Origin of the sequence: Colwellia sp. 6M3 (genome assembly GCF_014077595.1) — a bacterium.
Lineage (GTDB): Bacteria > Pseudomonadota > Gammaproteobacteria > Enterobacterales > Alteromonadaceae > Cognaticolwellia.
This window is the reverse complement of sequence record NZ_JACGWF010000001.1, coordinates 1-26,253: the sequence shown is the minus strand read 5'-3', so window position 1 is coordinate 26,253 and position 26,253 is coordinate 1. Positions and strand designations below refer to the sequence as shown.

The 26,253-nt window shown below is 37.8% G+C and carries 27 protein-coding genes; 1 reads left to right on the top strand and 26 read right to left on the bottom strand.

All coding sequences use genetic code 11. The features are described 5' to 3' along the window. Window positions 1-40 precede the first annotated feature (40 nt). The 19 genes from H4J50_RS00135 to H4J50_RS00045 form a co-directional block, all read right to left on the bottom strand. Window positions 41-4,477, bottom strand: a complete 4,437-nt coding sequence (locus H4J50_RS00135) for a DUF6701 domain-containing protein (protein WP_182253704.1) — start codon at window positions 4,475-4,477, stop codon at window positions 41-43. Window positions 4,478-4,733: 256 nt separating this feature from the next. Further along, entirely contained in the window at window positions 4,734-5,273 is a 540-nt protein-coding gene (locus H4J50_RS00130) for a PEP-CTERM sorting domain-containing protein (protein WP_182253702.1), read from the bottom strand. Window positions 5,274-5,469: 196 nt separating this feature from the next. Further along, on the bottom strand, window positions 5,470-5,937 hold the full coding sequence (locus H4J50_RS00125; protein ID WP_182253700.1) for a pilus assembly PilX N-terminal domain-containing protein: 468 nt from the start codon (window positions 5,935-5,937) through the stop codon (window positions 5,470-5,472). Further along, window positions 5,927-6,754: a type II secretion system protein gene (locus H4J50_RS00120; protein WP_182253698.1), complete on the bottom strand. Its 828-nt coding sequence runs from the start codon at window positions 6,752-6,754 to the stop codon at window positions 5,927-5,929. The genes H4J50_RS00125 and H4J50_RS00120 overlap by 11 nt, the downstream gene beginning before the upstream one ends. Continuing rightward, complete coding sequence (locus H4J50_RS00115; protein WP_182253696.1) at window positions 6,754-7,359, bottom strand: prepilin-type N-terminal cleavage/methylation domain-containing protein; 606 nt, start codon at window positions 7,357-7,359, stop codon at window positions 6,754-6,756. Before H4J50_RS00115 ends, H4J50_RS00120 begins: the two co-directional genes overlap by 1 nt. Next, window positions 7,349-7,819, bottom strand: a complete 471-nt coding sequence (locus H4J50_RS19800) for a prepilin-type N-terminal cleavage/methylation domain-containing protein (RefSeq protein ID WP_182253787.1) — start codon at window positions 7,817-7,819, stop codon at window positions 7,349-7,351. Before H4J50_RS19800 ends, H4J50_RS00115 begins: the two co-directional genes overlap by 11 nt. A 55-nt stretch (window positions 7,820-7,874) precedes the next feature. Further along, window positions 7,875-8,363 carry a prepilin-type N-terminal cleavage/methylation domain-containing protein gene (locus H4J50_RS19795; RefSeq protein ID WP_182253694.1) on the bottom strand — a complete coding sequence of 163 codons (489 nt, stop codon included), beginning with the start codon at window positions 8,361-8,363 and terminating at the stop codon, window positions 7,875-7,877. Between the two features lie 238 nt (window positions 8,364-8,601). Next, window positions 8,602-9,090: a prepilin-type N-terminal cleavage/methylation domain-containing protein gene (locus tag H4J50_RS19790; protein WP_182253692.1), complete on the bottom strand. Its 489-nt coding sequence runs from the start codon at window positions 9,088-9,090 to the stop codon at window positions 8,602-8,604. 24 nt (window positions 9,091-9,114) lie between these two features. After that, complete coding sequence (locus H4J50_RS19785; protein ID WP_108457309.1) at window positions 9,115-9,729, bottom strand: type II secretion system protein; 615 nt, start codon at window positions 9,727-9,729, stop codon at window positions 9,115-9,117. Between the two features lie 124 nt (window positions 9,730-9,853). After that, complete coding sequence (locus H4J50_RS00090) at window positions 9,854-10,360, bottom strand: hypothetical protein (protein WP_108457310.1); 507 nt, start codon at window positions 10,358-10,360, stop codon at window positions 9,854-9,856. A 28-nt stretch (window positions 10,361-10,388) separates the two neighbouring features. Then, the gene (locus H4J50_RS00085; protein WP_182253690.1) at window positions 10,389-11,627 is read right to left on the bottom strand and encodes a type II secretion system F family protein; all 1,239 of its coding nucleotides are present in this window, start codon (window positions 11,625-11,627) and stop codon (window positions 10,389-10,391) included. An 11-nt stretch (window positions 11,628-11,638) separates the two neighbouring features. Next, window positions 11,639-13,354 (bottom strand): GspE/PulE family protein, encoded by a 1,716-nt coding sequence (locus H4J50_RS00080; protein WP_108457312.1) that lies wholly within the window; start codon window positions 13,352-13,354, stop codon window positions 11,639-11,641. Window position 13,355: 1 nt separating this feature from the next. Next, entirely contained in the window at window positions 13,356-14,534 is a 1,179-nt protein-coding gene (locus tag H4J50_RS00075) for a lipopolysaccharide assembly protein LapB (RefSeq protein ID WP_182253688.1), read from the bottom strand. After that, on the bottom strand, window positions 14,531-15,439 hold the full coding sequence (locus H4J50_RS00070) for an ExeA family protein (protein ID WP_108457314.1): 909 nt from the start codon (window positions 15,437-15,439) through the stop codon (window positions 14,531-14,533). Before H4J50_RS00070 ends, H4J50_RS00075 begins: the two co-directional genes overlap by 4 nt. A gap of 10 nt (window positions 15,440-15,449) precedes the next feature. Further along, entirely contained in the window at window positions 15,450-17,156 is a 1,707-nt protein-coding gene (gene mshL, locus H4J50_RS00065) for a pilus (MSHA type) biogenesis protein MshL (RefSeq protein ID WP_259366119.1), read from the bottom strand. Next, window positions 17,153-17,470, bottom strand: a complete 318-nt coding sequence (locus tag H4J50_RS00060; protein ID WP_108457316.1) for an MSHA biogenesis protein MshK — start codon at window positions 17,468-17,470, stop codon at window positions 17,153-17,155. Before H4J50_RS00060 ends, mshL begins: the two co-directional genes overlap by 4 nt. Next, entirely contained in the window at window positions 17,463-18,173 is a 711-nt protein-coding gene (locus H4J50_RS00055) for a hypothetical protein (protein WP_108457317.1), read from the bottom strand. Before H4J50_RS00055 ends, H4J50_RS00060 begins: the two co-directional genes overlap by 8 nt. A 4-nt stretch (window positions 18,174-18,177) precedes the next feature. Then, window positions 18,178-18,774 carry a PilN domain-containing protein gene (locus H4J50_RS00050; protein WP_182253686.1) on the bottom strand — a complete coding sequence of 199 codons (597 nt, stop codon included), beginning with the start codon at window positions 18,772-18,774 and terminating at the stop codon, window positions 18,178-18,180. Between the two features lies 1 nt (window position 18,775). Further along, window positions 18,776-19,675 carry an MSHA biogenesis protein MshI gene (locus H4J50_RS00045; RefSeq protein WP_182253684.1) on the bottom strand — a complete coding sequence of 300 codons (900 nt, stop codon included), beginning with the start codon at window positions 19,673-19,675 and terminating at the stop codon, window positions 18,776-18,778. A 107-nt stretch (window positions 19,676-19,782) separates the two neighbouring features. On the opposite strand from H4J50_RS00045, the gene H4J50_RS00040 reads away from it, so the two are divergent. Continuing rightward, window positions 19,783-20,727, top strand: a complete 945-nt coding sequence (locus tag H4J50_RS00040; protein ID WP_108457320.1) for a 1-aminocyclopropane-1-carboxylate deaminase/D-cysteine desulfhydrase — start codon at window positions 19,783-19,785, stop codon at window positions 20,725-20,727. Here H4J50_RS00040 and H4J50_RS00035 read toward each other — a convergent pair. The 7 genes from H4J50_RS00035 to H4J50_RS00005 all read right to left on the bottom strand — a co-directional run. Further along, window positions 20,681-22,531: an EAL domain-containing protein gene (locus H4J50_RS00035; RefSeq protein ID WP_182253682.1), complete on the bottom strand. Its 1,851-nt coding sequence runs from the start codon at window positions 22,529-22,531 to the stop codon at window positions 20,681-20,683. The genes H4J50_RS00040 and H4J50_RS00035 overlap by 47 nt on opposite strands. Before the next feature lie 296 nt (window positions 22,532-22,827). Beyond that, window positions 22,828-23,280, bottom strand: coding sequence for a 50S ribosomal protein L9 (rplI, locus tag H4J50_RS00030; RefSeq protein WP_081150055.1), 453 nt, complete (start codon window positions 23,278-23,280; stop codon window positions 22,828-22,830). Window positions 23,281-23,300: 20 nt separating this feature from the next. Continuing rightward, entirely contained in the window at window positions 23,301-23,528 is a 228-nt protein-coding gene (gene rpsR, locus H4J50_RS00025; protein ID WP_085330283.1) for a 30S ribosomal protein S18, read from the bottom strand. A 65-nt stretch (window positions 23,529-23,593) separates the two neighbouring features. Then, a complete protein-coding gene (gene priB, locus H4J50_RS00020) occupies window positions 23,594-23,926 on the bottom strand; it encodes a primosomal replication protein N (RefSeq protein WP_404842728.1) in 333 nt (110 codons plus the stop codon). A gap of 7 nt (window positions 23,927-23,933) precedes the next feature. Beyond that, entirely contained in the window at window positions 23,934-24,377 is a 444-nt protein-coding gene (gene rpsF, locus H4J50_RS00015) for a 30S ribosomal protein S6 (RefSeq protein WP_182253680.1), read from the bottom strand. A 384-nt stretch (window positions 24,378-24,761) separates the two neighbouring features. Then, entirely contained in the window at window positions 24,762-25,520 is a 759-nt protein-coding gene (gene rlmB, locus H4J50_RS00010) for a 23S rRNA (guanosine(2251)-2'-O)-methyltransferase RlmB (protein ID WP_182253678.1), read from the bottom strand. 184 nt (window positions 25,521-25,704) lie between these two features. After that, window positions 25,705-26,253: S1 RNA-binding domain-containing protein (locus H4J50_RS00005; protein WP_182253676.1), on the bottom strand; the 549-nt coding region annotated here is incomplete at its 5' end.

Here is a 26,253-nt window from a genome sequence, read left to right as displayed (position 1 = left end):
AAACAAATGCTGATATGCCCAAAAGACTCAACATTCATACCTAATTAGCGACTTCTCGCCATGATATAATTCGATCGTTTCCTCGATAAATTCCGAAGCTTAATAAAGCACTAGGGTTATCATCATAAAAATTACCATCATTATCTGCATCTACATCATTCCATTTAAATTTGAACCAGTTAGGTACTTCATATTCCCATTCAAGCATACCTTGCTTATCTGGACTGCTAAACACTAACTGTGTCTGAATTCCTTGGTCAAAAATACCTGAAACATTTGCTGAGGTATCACCAACCTGAATAGCATCGGTATCAATGTCGATTAAACGGTAATCCCATAGGTTCATATTGCCAGAATATTTAGCTCCAGCTTTTTTGTCACCTATAAGTGTCGACAAACAAGATTCATCGGTATGAGTGATAAAATTAGCGCCATCATAAACTTCAATATTTAACGGTGCTCGTAACTTAGTTTTTTCTGAGCCGTAAGAGTTTTCAAGCACCATGCGAGCAAAACGAATTTCTACACCGTCTATCAGTAACTCTTCTGTTGCATCTGTGTCATTACTTAATAAGATCCCGTCACTGTCTTCAACCTGTGCAGTAACTAACGGAATTTTTGCATCAAAAGGCACTAATAAACTCGTATCGTTATGATCATAACTAAAATGGTCGTTATTAGAAAATGTGTAAAGCCAATCGCCTGCAACAAATTCGCCTTCGTCATCAATACTAGCGCTTAAAGTGCCGGTTTCCATCCCCGAAGTTATGGTAACAGTATTACCAGTAAGACTGCCCACAACTTGTTGTGTAGCGTCATTCGTAGGGGCGGTAATATCAACACCACTAGCAACCAACTTCATAAAGTTTTCAGGCTCACCCAAGGTATAGTTTTTGGTTATTTCATTGTGCGAATTATAGGCCGTAATAGTTATTTTAGGCTCAATACTGTATGAAATTGTGCCTTTGTCATCATTTGTTCTTTGTCCTGTATATGCCCAATCAGAAATAGCGCAACTGCCAAGTGAACTATGGAAACCATCTAGCTTCCCTCCATGATCTTCGTTAACACTTTGTTTAAAATAAGCAGGGGTAAAGCGTCCAATGGTTACATCCTGAGCTGACACTAAGCCATCTGTATTGCCTAGACCACCATAATTAACATCTTGGATATCTACATTAATAATTCCAACTTCATTATATTTCGCAGCATTAAAAGCTGACACGCCTTTTTCGCCCTCGGTAAAGCTAGTTAAAGTAGCGTCCTGAAAGTTAGCATTGGTTGAAGTAGTACGATTCTGACCTGCAGAATAGGTAAATATCCCATCTACGGTAGTATTTAATACCGGTGCTGCACGAGATACTTTGAGCTGTAATTGTCCGTCAGATTGTCTATAATTTTGTGTTGTTTGGCCGGAAAAATTAAGTGCCTTAACGCTAAAATTGAAATTATCTCCGGCTTTATGCGTTGTGGTACTTAACGCAGTACTGCCATTTAATACCGTACTTAAATGCGTGGCCGTAATTTCAAAGCTTGCTGGCTTTACCCAAAAATCATTAGAGCTACCAACAATAGCAATATCGCCACTAGCGTACCTAGCATTTAAGCGAATTTTACCCGCATCTAAGTAGGTTGGCGAAGGGATAATTGCAATACTATCATTACCAAAATCTAAGGTAACATTGTCTGTAAACTGCGGATGTTTTGCGATATCAACACCACCGGATTGAAATGCTAAACCGGCATTAAAAGCCAAGTCTGGTGTCATATTTTGTTGAGACAAACCAATAGTCACATTACCGCTAAAAACACCTTCACAAACACCGTTATTACTTTTAACCGCTTGTAACTTTAATACTTCTTTAAAGTTTACCGCGGCAGTTTGATGACCTATCGTTTCACTATTAGTGTCATCATAAAGAAATCTAAAACCTGCATCAGCAAAGGTCATTTCACAACTAGCACCAAAACCAGAACACTCAACGCTATTGCTTGCTGCTATGCTAGCGTCATCAATCGATAAAGTGATAGTTTCTGGGGTGGTATAACTTAAACTAACAATTGTACTCCCCGTGAAGGTGGGGGTAGCTTTTGTTGTAGTGCCAGTTGTTGGACTAGTAATATTAAAGTTTAAGCTTACAGACTCTGTACTTTCAATTGTACAGTCACTATTGGTACAAGCTTTAATGGTAATGGCTTCAGCAGCACAAGTTAAGCCGTTTCCGTCATGCACTATTTCATAATGATGAATAATGGGTTCAGCACATGCGTGACGTTTGTTATAAATAGTATTAATTTCATCTGCCGAGAGTGCACCATCGAAGAGGTGAACTTCATCAATAAAGCCGGAAAAAAATCGAGTCGCGATACCTTGATCTTGACCAATCTGCAAGGGGTCGTTGTTTAAAATCAAGTCTCCGGTGAACGTTCTAGAACCTTTTTCAACACCATTAATATATATCACTTGTTTACCACTTTCGTAGGTTATAGCAACGTGATACCAATTGCCTGGAGTAATACCTGCTCCAGAAGTCGAAAACGATTGTGTTTGCCACCACCAATTAATCTCACCAGCAGGATTCAAATGAAACTCATAATTTTCGTCTTTAGAAATAATCGTTTTCAAACCTGTGGTAGGTAGCGATTTGGGGTTAATCCAAACGCTAATACTTAGCTCTTTTTGTAAATCTAATTTAGGGTCATCATCAATCTGAATGTAATCATCAAAACCATCGAAGTTACCATAACCACAAGTACCAGGATTTCCCGTTAACGCTGGTGTGCTTTTAGCGGTAGTGACGCCATTGATACCTTGAGTATTAAAGTTTCCTGTTTCATCAATCACTTCGCCTGCATTACCATTCCATGATGCTTCCTCCATTGAGTACTGAAGCAGTAAGTTAGCACCACAAGAGATAGGTTCACCATCAAGGCCCAAGCCATTGTTCTGATATTCATATATTTGATCAATTTGGCTCTGCTCAATGACTTGGTCAAATATCACTATTTCGTCTAATAAGCCATTAAAGGCCTGAGAAGCCGAAAACCTGCCTCCAACACTATCTTGCTCTTGTCCTAGAATCAAACTCGTAATATCAACTCTTGTTGTGGTTTGGTTTAAACACCCTTGTGCAACTTTATCGATAAACAAACAACTTTTATCATTGCCTTGTGTCCAAACTAAATGACGCCAAGTGTCGCCGGCAATAGATGAAATAGATAAGGAGCCATTTTGTTGATCTTGCAAATAAGGTCTAAAGCTTGTGGCATTCGTAAACCACATAAGCAGTTCATTGTGACTGCCTGAAGTTGCGCCTGAAAGTATACTTTGCGAGCCTGTTTTTGCAGTTTTAGCCCAGAGTGAAATACTGAATTCAGTGCGTCCATCTAAAACCGCTTCATCAAGTACTACGTAATCACTTGTACCTGTGGTCGACAAATCGATTGCCCGACAAACCTTCCCCTCCACAGGTTGAGAAAATTTAGCCCTGCCGTGAAATGATCCGATACTATCTTTAACTTCTCCGTTTACATCAGCATATTCTTTTTCGTCGAACTTATAGTTTGCAATGGGGGCAACTGTATTATCTTCTGGTCCACAAACTCGACCAAACTCAGCATCAAAAACTCTAGCATCGTAAGTAAGTAACGACCCCTCTTCGATAATAACTTTCTCGCCTGCTGAAACACCGTATAAAAAGCTTGCCGCGGTAAAAGTAATATCTTTGGCGTAAAGCGCCCCAGAAAAAGTCACACCACTTTTAAGTATAAGATCATCATCAACATGCATCACTAATTTAGTTACGTCACCACTGGCCTTAATGGGTGAGTTAACTTGTGTATCTGCGGGAAAAGTCAGCTTTTTTTTAATGTAAACTATCGCTGTACCCTGGCCTACAACATTTATTGTTGTGGCTTCCTGAATTGTCATTTCTTCAAAAAAGTAACTTTTACCAGCCATGAGATTTAGCGTGGTATTAACCCCTAAATTAAATTTTTTAAAATGGTAAGTGTCGAAATCGTTACCAAAATTTAATGTCGCAAAATTGGGGACAGGTTTGGGATCGGCATTTGTGTCAATGATATTGATGTTTACTTCACGATATTCATTAACACCTAAAAGACCAAAAGTAATTGAACCGCCGTCAGTAACGGTAACATCTTGTGAACTTTTATTATTATCAAACTCAGGCTCCGATAACGCCGAAGAACTATTAGATGCAGAACACTCAGCACTATCACAAGTAGGAAGAAGAGGTGTAGCCGTGAACTGTATTGCGCGAGTGGTTAATACTGTATCAGGGTTGTTTTTGACTTGTGCTGCTCGACCAAAAGTAATGTTACTATTTTTTTCTTTATTGCCGTGAGTGGCAATAACATCGGGGAATACAGCTGGGCATAGTGCAGCCAAAAGTGGGTTAGAATAAACTGAAATAACAGTGATAATGAAAGTAATGAACCACTTTGAAAAACTCATAATACCGACCTTTACGCTACTGTTTTTATTTACAAAAACTACTATATATTGTTTATACAATCCTACCACAGTTTATAAAGTCAGGAATGATAAAGCTTTACCTAGTTAGTTAACCGTAATTTTATCGAATTAACAATAGATTAGACAGAACCGATACTTTATTTTTATAGAGTATCTGTTAAACAATCGAAGTGTTGATTAAATCATAGCGTAAAAAAAACCCGCAGTTAGCGGGTTTGGTACATGTGTTGTTAAGTTACTTTATTTTTCGCTTACGAAGTGCAAAACCTAAAAGGCCTGCGCCGAATATAAATAATGTTGTTGGTTCAGGAACAACAGCAGGAGCTTGTGCTACTGACGAACGAACATAGAATGTTTCGTAATCATTAAAAACAGATGCACTATCTCCCAACTTTACGCCTTTTCGTCTATGAAAATTGTTAGAGTCGACCTCAGTAAAAAATGAATTCCAATATTGCGCTGAATGTATAATTCTTCCATTATTGGTAAAATCAACTAAAGTAAGCTCTCGAAAGATATTATCTAAGTCACTACCACTTATAAATGTCATCCAGCCAGTGCGTGAATCCGCGTCTTTAAATATATTTTCATAGCTCTGAGAAAAATCAGTACTTTTGTATACGCTAGTATTTACTGGTGATGCCCAGGTCCAATCATAGCCACCATAAGTTATATATGTGTCTTCGGTAAGATCAGTCTCTATATATCCTGCAAATGCAGAACTAGTAACTAATAAGAATAAAATGGTAATTAATTTGAATGAATACTTGATCATTATAAAACCTCAACTAATGAAAAACAGCAGTAAGTAATGCAACTAAACCTAAAGAATGCAATCTTCGCGCCAAAACATAAAAAACCTTTTAAATCAGTACTATTAAAATATTGTTGTATTATTCAATCGCAAGAGTGTAAAAAAAACCAACAGTTATACTGAAAATGGCGAAATTTTATTTGTGTGCTTTAGCCTGTTATAAGCTACGTGCTTCGACAGCAACTTTTCTCGAAGTTACTTCGCCATCAAGAGCACACTCGCCTGAACTTGTGATGGTGTAATAACGGATACTATCTAGTTCAAAGTCAGTACAAGTAACGTTAATAATACATTGAGCTAAGCCCTGTGTATTATTAAAAGTAGGGGTTCTACTGTTAATGGCTGTTTGGCTTTTACATGCGATAGCACCACTGTTTAACGGAAAAACTTCAGATAACTGCCATTGCAAGCCACTCTGCGCTGCAGTATAAGCACGAGTACCTAAAACCTCATAGGCTACTCCCTCTTGACTTGAGTCCAGCATCTTCACTAAAGCCGCTCCCAATGCAGACAATACGATAATAATAAAAATAGCGATAACTAATGCACTCCCCTTCTGCTTAGATTTTTTTAGGGTAATATTTGAGCACTTAGTCGCTAAGGTAAGCTTTCCTTCACGGGACATTCGGCACTTGTATCTCATTATTAAATGCAACCTCCTCTAAGTTACGAGCAAACTTAAACCTAGTAAGTGCTAGCCCATTTCTTTGTAAGGTTGCAGGAAAGGTTCTAAAAGGGGCAACATTGTCAGAAGTTGAGTAATTAGCAATATTCTCGGCCATTAATACACGAGATGTTGTTGCACTCACGCTGGGCAATCCACTACTCACGTAATTACCAAAACCGTAACCTTGATAACGGAAAATTGATTTACTTTCAACACAATAACTAACTGGTGGTTCTATAAAGTATAAACGACTAGTAGGTGACTCGGTGTTAAAAAGTATATTACTTGCAAAGTTAATTGTTGAAGGTACTTGTTTGTCTCTTGAGTTATTTACTGAAGCAAAAGTTTCGATCACCCCTGATGAAGTAGCATATATATCGTTACTATTTAGAGCATAAACCGACACATATTTGGTTGTTGCTTTAAGTAAGTCTTCTAACATAACCACTTTAACACTATTACTAGGTGCTTCAGGTGCTACAGGAATATCCAAATAGATGGCGCTTTTATCTATTGGAACAAACTCTAAGCATTGATTATTATCTCCAATGGTACGAATGCTATTGGGTAGTGCATGTCTTACTTCACGATTTAACCGTTCCACAACAAATCTTGCCGTAGATATTAATGCCTCACGATCGGCAGCGTCAGTATAACTTTTAGTACCAAAACGTAAAAATGAAGTAATACTAGTCGCTAGCACACCTAAAATCACTATGACCGTTACTAACTCTACCAAAGTAAAGCCTTGTTGATATCGTCGTAGCTGTGGCATCAGAAATTTACTCGATAAACTGAAAAAACAAATTTAAAATCTTGTGGAGTTGTTATCGTTACAGTAATAAGCTTAGCAGTATAGTTATTATCCGCACCATCATTATCACCATCATAGTCACTATCGTTAATAACAGTGACATTAACTTGATAACCGACATACATATCAACTAATGAATCAGTATCTCCTAACGAGCTTTCAATGATTGATAAGCCATTATAATCATCTACATCATCAAATAACTCTCTCTCAGCCCCCTCTTCATTAGCTAAAACTGTCGAACATGTTTCGCCATCACTCGACTTAATTTCACCATCATTATTTTGGTCTTCACCGCATCGATAAAAGCCGCCTGACATTTCTGAATTTTCATCAAAGGCTTTACCCAAGATTTCGTTAATCATTGACTGGCCAAGCTCTGCTGCTTTAATTTGATGTACTTGCTCAGCGCTTTGGTTAGCTAAAGGATAAATTAACGTTGTAAATATTGAAAAAGCGATAGACAACACTACAATACCAACAATGGTTTCAATTAAAGTAAAACCTTGTTGTCCAGCTTTTGTTAGAGAGACTTGTAATGCATAGCTATTTTGCTTAGATAGCATGAATATAGCCCTCAGATTCAATTTGAATGCTTATACTTTGTTCACCTTTAATGGTGATTACACAAGGTGTGCTACAAGAAGGTCGCCCCATATTATCGAATAAAAAACTATTGCCGGAAAAGTTAGTAATGAATGTAATATTATCGTTAATATCTATTTGTAATTTTGAAGCACTTTGTTGCCATGGTGAGGTAAAACTTGGTGATATTCCACAATTATCAGGTGTACCTAACTGTGTTGTAGTTACTAACACCCTATGGCAATAATCACTATTAGTTTGTTGCATAGCTTTAGTTTGTATCAAACGCAACTTTGCAATTGCATCTGAGCGATAAGTGTATTCAGAATAGCCTTTAGCCGTAAAAAACTTAGGTACTACTGTTACTGAGAGAATACCCAGTATAATTATCACAATAATTAGTTCTATTAATGTAAACCCAAAGCTTCTCTGCCGAGGCAAGTATGCTAACGACTTTTTATTAATCAATATTGTTTCCTCGCTCAGCCTTTGAACTTTAAATACACTTATTCAGAATAAATTCAGGTCTAGAGTTTTCGTTTTCGGCAGCTCTATAATACAAAATGCATGGTGAGTTAAAGTTTGTTGGGGCGGGTGAGTCTTTACGATATATCACTAAAGATCTTGTTGAGCTACTTCCTATCTCTAGATAAATAAAGTTATCGTCTAAATCTATTATACGCTTCCACTCACTTTCATTCGCAAATGGATAACCATAGGTTATAAAAAACTCCCCATCGTTACTAAAGCCAGCACCATCACCTAAGTTAATAGTACTATCAACTTCTTTTTGATTACCTTTAACCAAAGACTTGCTATGAACCAATGCAGCAGCACCCTGCATACTGGCTTTTACGCCCTGCAATGTCGCGGTTTGCGCTTCCGCTTTCAAATTAATGAACTTAGGTACTGCGGTAGCAGCCAAAATGCCTAATATGACGATAACAACAATTAACTCGATTAAGGTAAACCCTTTGGAATTCATACTACGTACCTTTAACTGCTTTAATTAAATTACTGTAACGCTAAATTAGCTTAACTTTACCAATAAATACTATGTTGTTAGCTTAATCTAATTGACATAATTAATCTAAAAATATATTCCATTTTTCTATGTGGAAAATTTATTCAGGAAGTATCAATTAATGGCTGACATTTACTTTACTAATCATTAGCGCAAAAAAAAGGAGAGCATAGCTCTCCTTTAAGTATTAGTTAAAACTCTAACAATCAGTAAGTGTTGCTGTAATTACTGGTGGTGTTTCTGAGCCTGCTGCGTTAGCGTAAGATATTGTACAAACATCACCCGTTGCAGTGCCTTTATGGGTAAATACAGATGGAGCGGCATCTGTAAACTCAATGTCTGAATCAGTATCTAGCTCAAGAAGGCTACCAACACCTAAACCGTCAGTGCTGTTAGCAAGTGCCGCGGGGTAACCATTCACCATTGCATAACTTAAAGAACCAATTGTAATTGAGCCTGTAGCTCCCGTTTGGTTACTAACTAGCGCTTTTGCGTGCGCTAAATTAACCGCACTATTAATGCTACCTTGAACACCTTCCATAACTGAACGTCTAGCATCACCGGTTAAATCGATAAATTTTGGCGCAGCTGTTGCAGCAAGAATACCTAAAATTACGATCACAACGACTAATTCTATTAAAGTAAAACCTTTTTGAGTACTAAAATTATTACTTGTTAACTTCTTCATAACGTAAACCTTTATTTTAAAAAATTAATTATTGTTAATATAAACAACGACCGAACTATCTGCAGGTTGGTAAGTAAAACTATTACCAGTGGTAGTTGCTGTGCCTGGGTCAGTAAAGTTATTACCGGTTTTATTCAATGTTTCCTTTAAATAAAAGTGACATAGTGTTGTTGCGCCTGTACCTGATTTAGCAGATAAGTAATCTATGCTACTATCACTATTCAACGTTGCTATAGCGTTAGTGATACGAGGTGGTTGTTGAAAAATATTTTGCCAAATATCAATACAGTTGGCTGAAGTAAAGTCACCGCCTAATGTAGCGCCAGTGCCACCACCCGCAACTGAAGATACAACATACCCTGGACGAACACCGGTAGCTTCCGTTGTAAGAACCAATATCGAACCATCATAATCTACCGAATTTTGACTATTTGAATCCTTTGGGCGACCTTCAGCCTCCCATTGTGCTCGGGCTAATGAAACTGCAGTTGCAAAACCACCTGCCATGCCTTCAATGTTAGCTTGCTTTGCTTGATCAGTTAGATCGAGGAACTTAGGAATAGCGGTAACCGCTAAAAAACCTAAAATCACCACAACAATAACTAATTCTATGAGGGTAAAACCTGACTGCTTATTCATAACAACCCCTTAACAATTATATTAATTTGATTCTAACAACGAAATACTAGTGAAGTCACTTACTTAGTCACTTTATTTCATCTTAAAAGCTTAACATAGCAAAATACTCTATGGTCAGAGAAATTCAATATGCCATTTTAACCTCACTAACTTTCCCAATACTTTGATAATAAATGAAATATTCACCACTAGGCAAGCTGTATTGACAGTATTGCACAACTTCATTTTTATGTTCAACCAAAACAGCGCCAATAGGTTGCTTCATATATAATAAAGGTGCTTCCATAACAAATTGCCAAATTTGCTGACATACCAATAGCTCATTTTCTGGCTCTATCCAGCCTTTTTTGTTCATCGGCACCTTTATCATACGACTTCCATCAGGCTGAATATTACTACTCTCAATTATGATGTAATTAGGCTTTTGATCCATGAACCATTGCGCACGAATTCCATTAATTCTGGCTGAAAATACTTGCGCTAACGTTTCAAAACCAGCATGTGTTAACTGCTCTTGTTGTTTAAAAAAATAAAAGATAAAACTCGCCATTAACGAAGCGACTAAAACCACAACAACAAGCGTTTCAGTTAACGACTTCTCACTTTTTTCGGCCACTTGTAGCGATGTCATGATATTTTCCCACAAGAATTAAACATAACTATTTACCTTGAAATGCTGACATCATATTCCACATTGGGCTAAATATACCCAGCGCTAACACAAGCACCATAGCGGCCACAATCGCAATCATGATAGGTTCAATTCTGGCGGTTAATGTACTGAGTTCATAATCAACTTCTCGTTCATAATAATCACCAACTTCTGCTAACAACTCATCTACACGGCCTGTTTCTTCACCAACCGCAATCATTTGCAGTACTAACGGGGTGAATAATGTACTGGTAACCGCTGAGCGCAATAAACTTTCACCACTTTCAATACTGCCTCGCATGGCCATGATTTTTTCTCGCATATAGGTATTATCGACAGCATCAGCAACAAGCGACAATCCTGAGGTCATTGGCACACCTGCCCTTAAGATAATAGCAAAGCTATGAGCAAAACGTGACAAAATAGAGCGCTCTATTACCCCGCCTACAACGGGTAGTTTTAATTTTCTTTTATCCCATAAGTACATACCAGAAGGTGTTCTCAAGTAGTTTCTTAAAGAGAAATAACCAACAACACTAGCAATCAGCATATGAGGCCAATAATCTAGAAAAAAGTTTGAGCTACCAATCAACATTTTTGTCGCCCAAGGTAAATCAGCGCCCAATTTGCTAAACATATTAGCAAAAGTTGGAATAACAAAAATATTCAAAATAACTAAAGCAGCAACTAACGCAATTAAAACAAAACTAGGGTAGCGCAATGCTGTTTTTATGCGTTTACGGGTTTCTTGTTCACGCTCAAAATAGCCTGCAAGCTTTAAAAATGCATCATCAAGGTTACCCGTGTTTTCACCCACATGAACCAAAGAGACAAATAAAGGCGTGAATATTTTCGGGTGTTTATGCAAGGTAGTTGAAAGCGGAAAACCGCCTTCTAACTGTGAAGAAATGTCATTTAATGCTGACTTTAGCTTCACTGAAGTACTCGATTCAGCCATACCTTTAATGGCTCTTAAAATAGGCACACCTGACTTAACTAGAGCATACATTTGTCGACAAAAAACGATTAAATCATCAAGTGTTACTTGATTAAAGCCAAGCAGATCGTTTAAGTCGATATTTTGAGAAGCCACAGCATCTGTTGCTTTACTGGCGCTTTCAATTGATATTGGAATAATGCGCTTACGAGATAATTGCTCGGCAACCATAGTAGAGTCTGCCGCTTCAATAGCGCCTTTAACTTGGGTACCGCTGGCATCTCGCCCAATATAATTAAATGCTGGCATAATGTTATTGCTTATCCTGTGACGTCAATTGTTTCTACTAACCTAAGTACTTCTTCAACACTGGTAACTCCTAGCTTAGCATAGTCAAATGCTGCTAATGCTAAAGGTCTAAATTCAGGATGCTGTTTAGCGGCTTGAGTGAAAGCCTCGGTATCGTCACGTTTTAAAGCGGCCATCATCGGCTCATTCATTTCTAATAACTCAAAAACACCAATACGGCCTTTATAACCACTGTATTGACATGTTTGACAACCGCGTCCATGACTGAATTCAATTGCTTTAACATCTTCATCAACTAAATTTGATAACCACATCAACTCTTGATCATCAGGTTGATAAACTTGGCGACAGCTATCACACACTTTACGCACCAATCGTTGGGCAATAATTGCTCGCAATGAACTCCCGACTAAGAAACCTGCTGCGCCCATATCTAATAGACGTAAAGCACTGGTAATTGCGTCATTTGTATGTAGCGTTGATAACACTAAGTGACCGGTTAATGCGCCTCGCAAACCTATTTCTACGGTTTCTTTGTCTCGCATTTCACCTACCATCAAAATGTCTGGATCTTGTCGTAAAGCGGTACGTAAAACACTAGAAAAGGTGAGGTTAATTTTACTGTTAATTTGTACCTGATTAACTCGTGGTAAACGATACTCTACAGGGTCTTCAACTGTAATAATTTTCTTAGTTGATTTATTAAGTTCACTTAATGCTGCATATAAGGTGGTTGTTTTACCACTACCGGTAGGACCTGTAACTAACACCATGCCGTGTGGACGTGATATTTGATGACGAATACGTTTCACAAAATGTTCAGGCATACCCGTTTCGTCTAACGACAATAAACCTGCTGACTGATCAAGCAAACGCATAACCACAGACTCACCGTATTGCACGGGCATTGTAGACATACGAACATCAATATTATGACCATTGATTTTCAAGTTAAACCGGCCATCTTGAGGTAAACGTTTCTCAGATATATCTAAACCTGCCATCAGTTTTAAGCGTAAAACCATCGCTGAGGCAATTTTATTCTCTTTTAAAATATTTTCTTGTAAAACACCATCAATACGTTGTCGAATACGTAAGGCTTTTTCATCTGGTTCAATGTGAACATCAGATGCACGCATTTGCACAGCATCTTCGAAGACTGATTGTAATAACTTCCCAACCGTTGCATCTCCGCCTTCTTCTAGAAAGTTATTTGATAAATCAAAGTCGCTACTTTGATCGTATTCTTCTTCAAGTTGACTAGCAAAAGATTCAATATCCGCAGTACGACGATATAAACCATCAAAGGCATTAAAAAGCTGCGATTCCATTACAACCGCAAGTTTCAAACGTTTTGGCGCTAACATCTGTTCAAGCTGATCGAGTGCACTTAAATCTGCCGGATCACTCATACCAATGAGTACAGAGTCGCCTTGGTCTTCAATAATAATAGCGCGCAAACGTCGTGCGTGAACTTCAGGTAATAACAAAGCAACTTCAGAAGAAATTCTGCGCTGGCTTATATCTAAAAATGGTACATCAAGTTGTTGGGCAAAAAACTCTAACAATTGACGTTCACTAATATGCCCTAACTCAATTAAGGTATCGCCAAGCTTTCTACCACTGGTTTTTTGGCTATTTAACGCCTGCATAAGTTGTTCATTACTAATAATGTGTTCGTGAACAAGTAAATCGCCCAAACGCATTTTTAATTTAGGTGCTGCCATATTATTCTCCTAACTCTATCAGGCGCTGTTGAGCAAATTGCATCGCACTTGTTGATAAATTATTACGTGCTATAGATTGTTTGTATGCATCTCTTGCAGGTACAAACTTTCCAAGACTATCTAATGAAACTGCTACACCTAACCACCATCGACCAACTTCTGGTTGCAGTGATATCAGTTGGCGATATGCAAAAATGGCATCTTCGTGTTCGTTTAACTCTGCAGACACATTAGCTAACAACGTTTGTACTTCTGAACTATTACTACGACTTACCGGCTTTAAAATGTTATATGCGGGTCTTGCTTGACCTTGTTCATAGTAAATCCTAGCACTCATCAAGCGCATTTCCTCTGCTTGCGGCTCTAAGGCAATACCTTGCGACAACAAGTTAATTGCATCTTGATAATATTTTTTTCCGTACCACAAAGCGGCAAGTTGTTTACGCGCGGTTTCATGAGTTGGCATTACCATTAATATTTCTTCAAATAACGACTCAGCTTTAGCAATATCATTGCGTTCCATTGCTTTTTCAGCTTGAGAAATTTTATTGGCTGCTAACGCTTTTGGTGATAATTGTGTACGTGAAATGGTTAAGCTTGATTTAACTTTAACTGGCATCGATACACTCAAGCTTTCAGGTTGAACAGCTTTTTTAATTGTCTCAAGCGGTGCGACAATAACAACCGTGTCATCTTTTTCTAGTATCTTGGCTTCTAAATAATTTGAGTTATTTGAGTTATTTACATTTGCTACTTCGCTTGAGCTTTTAGTGACAAAGGTATTACTTTTGTCACTAATCTCAGTTGCTATGGTATCGGGTATCACTTGTATACTGTGATTTCTTTCAACTACAGACTCAGTTGTTTTTGTCTGATTTGAAGGCTTAAGTACCGGCTCTTTATTAACGTTAGTGTCAACATTTGGCTTGGCTATTGTCGTATTAGGCTGAACAGTAAATGCCTTTTTTTGTTGTGCCTGTAATTTTAATTGTGTGTTCTCACTGTAAAGTTGCCAGCCGAACATACCAATAATATTTATGATTACAATAACAGCAACAGTAATCAGTATAATTTTTGTTGTTGAATTTTTCACTGTTACCGGCACAGAAACGTTAGCATTATCTTGTTGTTCGCTTTGACGTTTGTCTAAGTCCTTTAACATTTGGTTTATTACACTCATACTAGCAACCCAAAAATATCCCATGAAAAGTATAAACCCACAAAAATTGCAACGAGCAATAGGCTAAATAAATAAACCTTTTTCGACGAGCTTAGTTGCAAACCTTCGGTATCTTGTATTGCAGAATTTAAATGCTTTTTGGTCAATACATAACTACCTTGACCATAGCCCAGCATTAACATTTTATGACAAATAATATTAACCAATCTAGGGATACCACCACTGATTTTAGCGACTTTATGGGCTAATGAATGGCTAAATAAATTAACGCCCTTATGACCAGCAACTTGTAATCTATGTTGAATATAATAATCAACTTCACGAGCGTTCATTGCACGTAGTTTATAAGAAAATGTGATGCGTTGTTTTAACTGCCTAAACGCTTTTTCGGCTAATCTTTCATCTAATTCTGGTTGAGCAAATAAAACCACTTGTAATAATTTTCGAGTTTCAGTTTCAAGATTAGTAAACAACCTTAATGCTTCAAGGCTTTCAGAAGGTAAAGCTTGTGCTTCATCAAGAATTAGCACAACAGAATGACCTCTAATATGTAATTCCAATAATCTTTGCTGAATACGTTGAGTTAGCAGTTGTAGTGACATGCTTTGGGCTTGTTTTACACCTAACTCAACCGCTACCGCACGTCGTAATTCATCAGGTTTCAAATACGGATTTGGAATATAAGCAGTGACAAAGTGCTCTGGAATTTCATTCAGTAACTTTCGACACAACAAGGTTTTACCCGTGCCGACTTCACCGACAACCTTGATAAAACCTTCACCTGTTTTTAACGCTGTAAGTAGTACCGCAAGAGCCTCATTGTGAGACTCTAACCCCAAATAAAAACTGGTATTTGGGGTCAGGGTAAATGGGAGTTCCCTTAAACCAAAATGGTACAAATACATAAGTTACAACTTAATTATTGCTTGTGCTTGCATCTGCATCTTCTGGAAACCACTGCTTTAACAATGCACGTGCATCTTGTAACTGATTTTTCCAAGTATCATGGCCAATCACAACAGGCTTCAGCAAAATAACGAGTTCTTTCTTTTGAACAGATTCACTCTTGCTCTTAAACAATGCCCCCATAATAGGAATATCACCGAAGAAAGGTGTTTTAGACTCTATATCAACTTTGCGTGTTTCTATCAGACCGCCAATAACCACAATTTCGCCTGATCTTGCGCGAATAATAGTATCCGACTCTCTGACGCTACTTTGTGCTAGTGGCAATATAATATCTTGGTCGCTTAATCTAATAGTTTTAGTTTGCTCATCCGTTATCGTCACTGAAGGGTGAATGTGTAAAATAACTTCACCATTTGCATCAATTTGCGGCGTTACATCTAAGGCTATACCAGAGAAGAAAGGGGTCAAATCAATTTCTGGCGTGGTGGTGGTTGAGGTGCCGGTAGTGGTAGTGCTAGAAACATCGGTAACGAAATATTCATCTTCACCCACTTTAATAATAGCTTTTTGATTATTTGTCGCCGTAATTCTTGGGCTAGAAAGTACTTGAACATTGCCCTGCGTGGATAATAAGTCGATCACACCGCTGAAGTCTTTATTTAAAAAGCTCAAACTTGTAACACCGCCCACTGCAGAAGAGATAGTATTACCAATAATATTACCGGTTGTAGAAAAACCAATATCTGTACTTTCAATGTGTCCTAATACTTGGTCCCACTTAACACCTTGCTGGTAATCATCATTTAAGGTGACTTCCATAATTTTCGCTTCAATAATAACTTGACGACGTAGGTGCTCTTCGGTGCTTTCAATAAAGCGTTTAACAGCGGCTATTTCACCAGGTAGCGCCTTAATAGTTACTAGGCCTGCTTGAGGAGAAACAATAACAGAGCGGCCATTCTCATCGCCAACTAAGGCGGTAAGTGTTTCTTTTAATTCAGTCCAAAAGTCCGACTCATTTTCGGTGTAAATGTTTACACCACTACTACTGCTTTGATTACTGTTGCCATTTTGTCCGTTGCTACTGCCGCCACTATTATTATTGTTGTTGTTACTGTTGTTATTGTTGCTAGAGTTACTACTGTTTGGATCATTTTCAGAAACACCGCCTGAATTTATACTGGTACTAGAAATACCACGGCGTTTTACGTACAAGTAATCTAAAGGAATAGTTTCAGTACGAATACCTGCGGGATAAACTTGAATTACACGCCCTTCTCGACGAATATCATATCCATAAAGTGATTCAACTACGTCGAGTGTTTCATCTAGGGTGACATTTTTCAAATTCAGTGTGATGTTGCCGCTTACCTCTGGGTGCACGGCGATACTGTATGGCGAGTCATCGACTATTGCAGCAAAAAATTGATCTGCTGCCACACCGCTAGCTGCTATTTCTAAACGTTTTTCTGCCAATAGGCCATGACGAGCTTGTTGAATTTCTTTTTGCATAAGCTCTTGGCGAACAGAGTTTGGTAAAGCTTGCAGTGGCTTAGGTGCGGTTGGTTGTTCCGCTTGCGCAATGGCTTTATCTAATGCTTGTGTTACATCCGTTGGTGGTTTCGGCGCTGACTGACAACCTACGAGTGCGATAACCGCTGAGCAGCATAATAATTTCATTTGGTGCTTTTTATTTGTAATTTTTTTATTCATTTTGAGTTCGCTATTACACCTGAAAATAATGATAATTCCATTCTACCCTGTGGTGAATCTAACACCACCCCATTCTTACTAATTGTAATCAAGTTAAAGCCATTGTATTTATCACCAACATTAAGTACCTGGCCATTGATAATTGCTTTTCTTTTATTATTGCTTTCGATAATTGACTGTAAAACTAAAGTGGTACTTTTTTCATTGCTATTGGCGGATGCTATCGCGCCAAAAGGTCTGGTTGGATCAGTTTGCTGACTATTTACATAGTTGGACACAAATAGTAAGCATAAAACGAACATGACTTTATACACCGATAAACTCCTGTGATGTGCTTAAACTATAGATTTCAATTTCAAGTTCGCTCACTGGATACGTTTTTAATTGATAATCAAATTCTTGCCAAAAAAACTTCCAAGATAAACTTTCTAATTGGGTTAAGTAATCTTTTAATTCAAAATATTGACCTTGAAGCTTAATTTTTATCCCATGTCGATATAAACGTAATTGCTTCGGCGGCGACTTTTTAGGACTGGCGTTAACTGACGTTATGCTATCTTTTTCATCCGTTTTATCGGCTTCAGCTTTGTTTTCAGTTACAGGCGTTGCCGGCATCACTTCAAATGAAAGTAATTTAACGCCCTTTTGTAATTTGAGTAATTTGATCAAGGCGTAACGCATTTGAATGGGGTCAATTAAGTCTGAGGTTAATTCAAGTAATTTTTCGTCAACATCTCCCAGCTTAGCCTGATATTGAGATAACTCTTTTTGTAAGGCAATATTTGGGTCTTCACGCAACGCCTGCTCTAAAATTTGAATAGAATTGCTTTTATTTTCGTTATCTTGTTTGGCTATAGTTACTTGGTCACTTAAATGTTCAATGTTTTGAATAGGCTCATCTAAAAATAAACTATATAAAATAAAAACGATGGCCACTAAGCCTGACGCTATAATTAAATACTGCTCTCGAGGTGTCGTATTATTGAATTTTTCACTATAAGTTAACCACTGCGACATAACTCTACTCTCCTTTAGTTGGTGCAGAGCTAACAACGAACTCAGTTAGTTTTTGCTCATTTTCAGTTAAAGAAAAATTAATAAAGCGTTTGCCTGAAAGGAATGTTGATGATTCAAAGCCAGAAAGCCAATGAGGAACTGCATCTGGTGTTCTAGCAATTCCCGAAAAGGTCATATTCCCATTGCCAATACTAACTCTTTGTAAACTAATATTTTTGTCATGTAATGCAGCTAACTCTATCATCGCACTTGAAAAGCCAGCACTATAGGTTTTTGTTGGATCGGTTAACTGCTTATGTAAATGCTCTTTATTGGCAATCACAAGCTTAATTGTATTTAGCTGTGCGAGTAATTTAGAATCTTGACGATTATTACTAATAGCAGACTCTAAACTCTTTAATTCTGTTGTTTTAGCAGTATTGATTGAATTAACGCTTTCAAACTCAGCTTTAACATTATTGACCTGCAATTGAACAATAAATATTATGCCGAGCATTACCACCAAAGTTATACCCCATACTGCGACAACACGATTTAGTGACCATAACGCTTTTGTTGGTAACAGGCCAGCCTGCAATAAGTTGATTGAATGTTTAGCCATTTTAATTTGGCTCCATAAAGTTTAACTGTGTAGCCCCAACAGCTACAGCACTACCTCGAAAGTTTTCAAGCGAAGTAGCCATAGCAAACAACTTAACTTCTACATTGGTGTTCTCTGCCAATTTACGTGCTAAAAAAGCTTCTTGTTCAACGGGCAGTAAAATTTCAATCGCTTTAATAGGAGCTTGCTTTAATTGTCGTTCAAAGTAGTCGGTAGAGCGTTGAATTTCTAAGCTTAAAGCGTCTATAACACCCATGCTTAATTCGTCTTCAGTTTTAGTGGCAATTTGAGCAAAACCGCGTAAGCGTCGACTAAAGAAAAGCTGTCCGTTCTTAACAATTAACAGGTTTATTTCTTCATTAGGTTGTTGGCAAACGAGTAAAACGGCATCTTGTTGTATGGGGAGTAAACTGGCAAAAGCAAATTCTTCAGTAGTAATACAGCCAATGCTTAAGTTTTCACCGCTAATGGTTGCTACCAATTCAATCAAGTCATTTTTAGGGACACATACAACGTTAATTTTTTCATGTCCACCGGCAAGTGTTGGACCATCAAAATAATCTAAAATCATATTTTCCGGTGAAATACTGACCAGGTCTTTAATTTGCCATTTTAATGCTGCATTCATTTCAGCGTCTGGTACTTTGGGTTTATCTACTTGAACTATTTGTGAATGGGCATGTGTTAGCACCAATTGACATTGGCCTGAAAACGATTGAGTACTCAGTAATTTTTTCAGCGCATTAACGACTGAATTACCTTTGTTTTCAACAACCTTACTCTTAATGCCATTGCTTTTTTTAGCAAAATAGCTAATTGAATGCTGTCGTAAAGCGACACCAATTAATTCAGTTGATTTCACTGATGAGAAAATATTTTTGATCCGTGTAATAATTGTCATTAAGCGATATTATTATCTTAGTTATCTTTGACCATAAAGCCATTATCGCTGATTCTCTTTTCGGTGCAAGTGTTTTAATTACTTCATTATTTTGAGTTACAAAACTTATGTCTACTTTCTCAGTTTTACAAACGATTACTCATCCAGTTTTTACTCAACATAAATTAAATGTACAAATTAAACGTGACGATCTTATTCATAATATTATTTCAGGTAATAAATGGCGTAAATTAAAACACAACATACTGCACGCTAAATCTATTGGCGCTAAAGGCGTTATTACTTTTGGAGGCTGTTTTTCCAATCATATTCATGCTTGTGCATTTGCCTGTTTTGACCATGGCTTACCTGTTATTGGCATTATACGAGGCGAGGAAAGTAGTCAGAATAATTACACTTTAGCGTGGGCAAAACATTGGAACATGCAATTAAAATTTGTTGACCGAAAGACCTATCGCATGCGAGATGATGAAACTTACTTAAAGCAATTGCAGCAACAATACCCAGATCATTTTATTATCCCTGAAGGGGGAAGTAATGCATTGGCGCTATGTGGTGTCAGTGAAGTTATTGAAGAGCTAAGCCAGCAAAGTGAGTTTGATACACTTATGACACCCGTTGGCAGTGGCGGAACCCTTGCTGGCCTTATAATGGGTGACAAATGTAAACACAACTTACTAGGGATTGCTGTTCTAAAACAACAACATTATTTAGAGCAAGCGGTGCTTTCATTATTACCTAATCAAATAAAGCAAAGTAGTAATTGGCGCATAGCACATGAATTTCACCGAGGAGGGTATGCCAAATTCAGCCAAATTGATGCTGACAGAATTCGTGCTTTTAGTCATATAGTTGGCATAGACTTTGAGCCGATATATTCAGGTAAAATGATTTTAGCGCTGCTAGACCTTATAGCGTCAGGTTACTTTCCTGAGCATCACCGAATTGTATTATTACACACAGGTGGTCTACAAGGTTTAGCAGGGATGTTCGAACGTGGCTTACTTAACCAAGATGAATGGCCTTTGCTACCTGCGCCACCGGTTCGGTAAAAAAGTGTCCTTGGCCTCCTTTTACACCAAGTTGTAACAGTGTTCGCCACTCCGACTTGTTTTCAACACCTAACGCATACACCGGCATATTTTTCGCTTCTGCTAGTTTTTTTAAACTTTGGATAAACACCTGGTTTTCCACTTTTTTATCTATATCTATCACAATACTTCGATGTAACTTCATCGCATATATTGGATATACATTAATATAGTGAGCGCTTACTACATATTGCCCAACCTTATCAGCAATAATTTTCACACCGGCAATATGTAAAGTGGTTAACGTCGAAGCTAACTCAGATATATGACTGACTAATTGGTACTCGCTTATTTCAATCATTAGCTTATCTTTAACCGCAGGAAACTGTTGCGCTATTGCTATAAATTTATCAGCAAACCCTGCTGAAAGTAGTGAGTCTATAGAAACATTAATACTGCAACTGTATTGCTGATCTTGTTCATGTGCTAAAACACGACATACCTGTTCAAGAATAAGTAAATCTATTTGAACGGTTAAGCCACACTTTTTAGCCATGGGAAAGAAAACGCGCGCATTTATCAGAGCACCGTTTTTATCCCTAACCTTAGATAAAACTTCATGATGCAAAACTTCTGCATTATCGCTCGCAATAACAGGCTGAAAAAAAATAACAAACCTATTACCTTGTATCGCGGCATTAAGAAAAGTTCGCCACTTGAGTGAGCCTTTTGCTTTTACGGCTGCTAACTCTCCAGCTTCAAACATAAACCACTGCGATGGCCCTTGTAACTGTGCTGAGCGCAGTGCCATATCCGCCTCTGACATTATCTGATAAGGCACCTGATCATGACCAAAATAGCTAATACCAATATGAACAAACTCTTCTTGGCTAATTCCTACAGGTTTGACGACTGTTTGAAAATTTTTGATTAACCTCCCTGCTAACTGTTCAACTTCTTGCACAAAAAAATTGGGAAGTAATAGGGATAATTCATAATCACTATGTCGTGCAAGAAAATAACTAGGTTGCCCTTGTAGTCTATTTTTAGTGACTTGAATTAAGGTTAATAAAAGTGATAAAGCCTGTTGATAGCCATGCAGGTTTTGCACTAGTTCAATTTCTTTAAATTGGATTAAAAGTACAGCGCCTTGAACTTCTTCTTCTTTGAGAAATGCTTGTAATCTATTATCGAAAAATGCTCGGTTGCCTATTCGGGTTTCTTGATCAAGCAAAGCACTTGACCTAATACTTTGATCCCATGCGGTGTCACTTTCAATGTTGTCATTAATTTGCTGCTGTAATTGATGGATGGCTGACGTAATCGCGTAAGTTTCTTTTAATGAATGGTCAATATCAATTTTGCTTGACGTACCTTGAATTATCGATAAGTTAGCCCAGTTTTCTAAAGCTTTTAGGGGTTTAAAATTAATCACCAGTTGCTGTTTAAATTTCTTATATAGCAATCCCCCATTTAAAAGTAACACTAAAGTAAATATCCAGAATAAATAAGAAGAAAACACCACATAAATAGGATGCTGAAAACTTAAGTACCAGCGACTATTCGCTATCGGTAGCAAACGAGAGCTTGTTTCATTTGTCATTACTAATCGACCAATTACACTATTAGGTACAGCAGGCGTACTGGCCAAGTTAAGTAATTGTTGATCGTTAAGTATTAATGCTTCTATCGTATTATGCTGGCTATTTTGCGTTTGATAGACAGCCACAATAGAAAACAGACACACTAAGATATAAAGCATGACTATCGAAAAAAATAGTGTTTTAACGGTGAGTTTTTCGTGTAGATTAACCTTTGATAACATTGGCACTCCGTAGCAAAGCATCCATTTTCTAACTTTCCTTAGTATTTATCATTTTGAAATTCTTATTTTAATTTCCACATTTATTCAAGTGTAGTATAAATACGCGGATTTATTTAGATTGCTAAAAACTTTTATGAGTTCTACCTAGCGCTATGTTGATTTTCAAATGTGTGAGTCATTAACCTTAACATTAACTTTCAATAGAAGTATTGATCATAATACGACTTTATTTTTTGCATAAAAAAACCTGAATTCATGACGAATTCAGGTTTTTATCATACGATTACTAGCAGCGATTAAGCTTGAGCAATAACAACAACTTTAATTGTTGCATCTACATCGTTGTGCACGTGAATTACGATATCGAATTCACCTGTTTCACGAATGCTACCTAATGGTAAACGTACTTCAGCTTTAACAACTTCAACACCAGCTTCAGTGATTGCATCAGCAATATCACGTGTACCAATTGAACCGAATAATTTACCTTCATCACCAGCTTTAGAAGCGATAGTGATTTCAGCTAATTCAGTTAATTTAGCAGCACGTGCTTCAGAAGCACTAAGTTGCTCAGCTAATTTTTTCTCTAAGTCAGCGCGACGAGCTTCAAAGTGCTCAACGTTTGCTTTAGAGGCAAAAACAGCTTTGCCTTTTGGTAATAAAAAGTTACGAGCGTAACCAGATTTAACTGTTACCTTGTCACCAAGGCCGCCTAATTTGGCGATTTTATCAAGAAGTATTACTTCCATTTTCAAAACCCCTTATTAGGTTACTTATGTAAATCAGTATATGGTAATAATGCTAAGTAACGAGCACGCTTGATCGCACGACCAAGTTGACGTTGATATTTAGCACTTGTACCAGTAATACGGCTAGGAACAATTTTACCACTTTCAGTGATGTAGTTTCTTAGTACAGCTGTATCTTTATAATCGATTGCAGCAGCACCTTCCGCCGAAAAACGGCAGAACTTACGACGTCTAAAAAAACGAGACATGGATTTCTCCTAAAATGGCTTACTTTCTTCAGGTGAAAATCACCGATAAATAGGTATAGCCTAAATTAAATCATTTCAATTTGTTGGGCATGTAATACTAAAAGCGGATTACCGTTTCTAGATTCATGACGGTTTATAAAACCAGTCACTTTAACATTACAGCCTTCAATTAAATCACGAGTTAAGTGTTGTGACACTTTGCCGGTTGCAACAACTTGTATTCGAACAAACGCTTGTCTGTTCATGCCTGCTTCATTTTGTATAGACTTGTGGTCCATTGAAAACTGACAGTGCTGAATACCCGCTGGGCTAGTTGACGTTTTAGGTGGCTTTACCACATGTCCGGTCAATACTAAGCAATTCTCTATACTATTATTCATAGGTAGAGGAACGGTCACAGGTTACTTATTCTTCGCTCGCAGCTTCTTCTTTTGGTGCTTCGGCAGCTGGTGCTTCAACATCTGATACTTCAGTAGCTGGTGCGTCAGTAACGTCTTTCTTCACTTCGCGACGCTCATCACGACGGTCTTCTTTAGCAACAGCCATAGCTGAAGCTTCAGTAACCGCGTCTTTAGTGCGCATGATCATGTTACGTATAACAACATCGTTATAACGGAAAGAAGTTTCTAATTCATCAATAACGGCTTGTGGCGCTTCAATGTTAATTAAAACATAGTGTGCTTTGTGCAATTTATTGATTGGGTAAGCTAATTGGCGACGGCCCCAGTCTTCAAGACGGTGGATTTTGCCTTCAGCATTAGTGACGATGTCACTGTAACGCTGAATCATAGCTGGTACTTGTTCACTCTGGTCAGGGTGAACCATAAATACGATTTCGTAATGACGCATTACGAGCTCCTTACGGTTGTAGCCTCATTGTCTGGCTCAGCCAACACCAGTTGAGGCAAGGAACAAAAGTTCAGGCTGAATTAAGGACGCGTATTGTAGGGAAAATCAGCAAAAAAGGCAAGAAGATGCTTCATATAGTTTATTTAAAGCAATTTAAACTTAATATTCATTCACTTGGCATATTATATTAAGCAGATAATCTAGCCAAAAATGGTTAAATTTATATTGGAGAGAGATAAATGAAGTGGAGAGGTGAGTGTTTTAGTCGTTAACTCGAATAAATAAGCATTATGCTTAAGGATATCTTTAAAAAATGCAGAGTAAGCTTAGGCTATCTTAAATAAAATAAGTTTCAGCTTACTTTGCTTTCATTAGTTTTGTGCGTTAACTCACGATTCGTTGACGTACTATCTCAAATAAACAGATACCCGTTGCTACCGATACGTTCAAACTAGACACACTGCCTGCCATAGGTAATTTAACCAGTTGATCACAATTTTCGCGTGTTAAACGGCGCATACCTTTACCTTCTGCGCCCATAACTAATGCCATTGGGCCGGATAACTTTACGTCATATAGGCAAGTATCGGTTTCACCGGCAGTACCGATAATCCATACACCCATTTGTTGCAATGCTTTCATGGTTCTTGATAAATTGGTTACTTGCACTAATGGCACACTTTCAGCAGCTCCAACTGCCACTTTACGAACAGTTGCGGTTAAACGCGCAGCATTATCTTTTGGAACAATAATCGCTTGTACACCCGCTGCATCAGCATTTCGCAAACATGCACCTAAGTTATGAGGATCAGTTACACCATCAAGTATCAGCAAAAATGGCGCTTGTTCTTTACGTTCAGCTTCTGCAAGAATGTCTTCTAAGTCGGCTTCAGTGAAAACTTTACCAGGCTTAACACGAGCAACAACACCTTGATGCTGTTCACCTTCACTTTTATCATCAAGTACTTTACGATTCGCCATTTGCGCAAGGATACCGTACTCTTGCGCTAAATTAATAATAGGCATTAAACGGTCATCATCACGACCTTTGAGCAACCATAACTCGATAAACCTTTCTGGTGCGTGTTCCATCAAGGCTTTTACGGCATGAATGCCAATGACTAACTCTTCTTGCTTTGCCATAAATTTAATTCTTTCTCTATTAGTTACTTTTTACCAACTCAACTTATTTCGTGAAGACTTGGTATAACATGTCTTTGCAGCTAAATAAGTTACAATCTAGACGGGCTTTATTAGGTTAACTGGCGACAACGTAAACTGACGACATAAGTGCCAAGCAATCCGTTATAATTTCACCATTAATAAGTTAATCAACGGCTTTGCGAGCATTTTTACCTGGACGCTTTTTTCTCGCCTTGCGCTTCTTAGCTTTTGTTGTAGTTTTATCGCCGGCTTTAGCTGGTTTTTTAGCTGGCTGAGCTTTTTCATCAAAACTCGCTTTTGCGTCTTCTGATGCTGATTGACCTGCAGAGCGTTTACCGCGTTTATGCTTATCTGAGCTTTTGCTTTTCGTTTGTGGTTTTGCACGTTTGATAACAGCATTAGCACCAGCGAGTGCTAAATCAATTTTTTTCTCATCAAGATTAACCGCTGCAACTTGTACTTCTACCGTGTCGCCAATATGATACTTAGCACCCGTATTTTCGCCTGTTAAACACATGCGTACATCATCAAAATGATAATAGTCATGGCCTAACGAGGTAATATGTACTAAGCCTTCAATGTGTAAGTCAGCTAAACGTACAAATAAACCAAAGTTAGTTACAGTCGATATAACACCAGTAAATGTATCACCAACATGATCTTGCATATATTCACATTTAAGCCAGTCTGAAACATCACGTGTTGCATCATC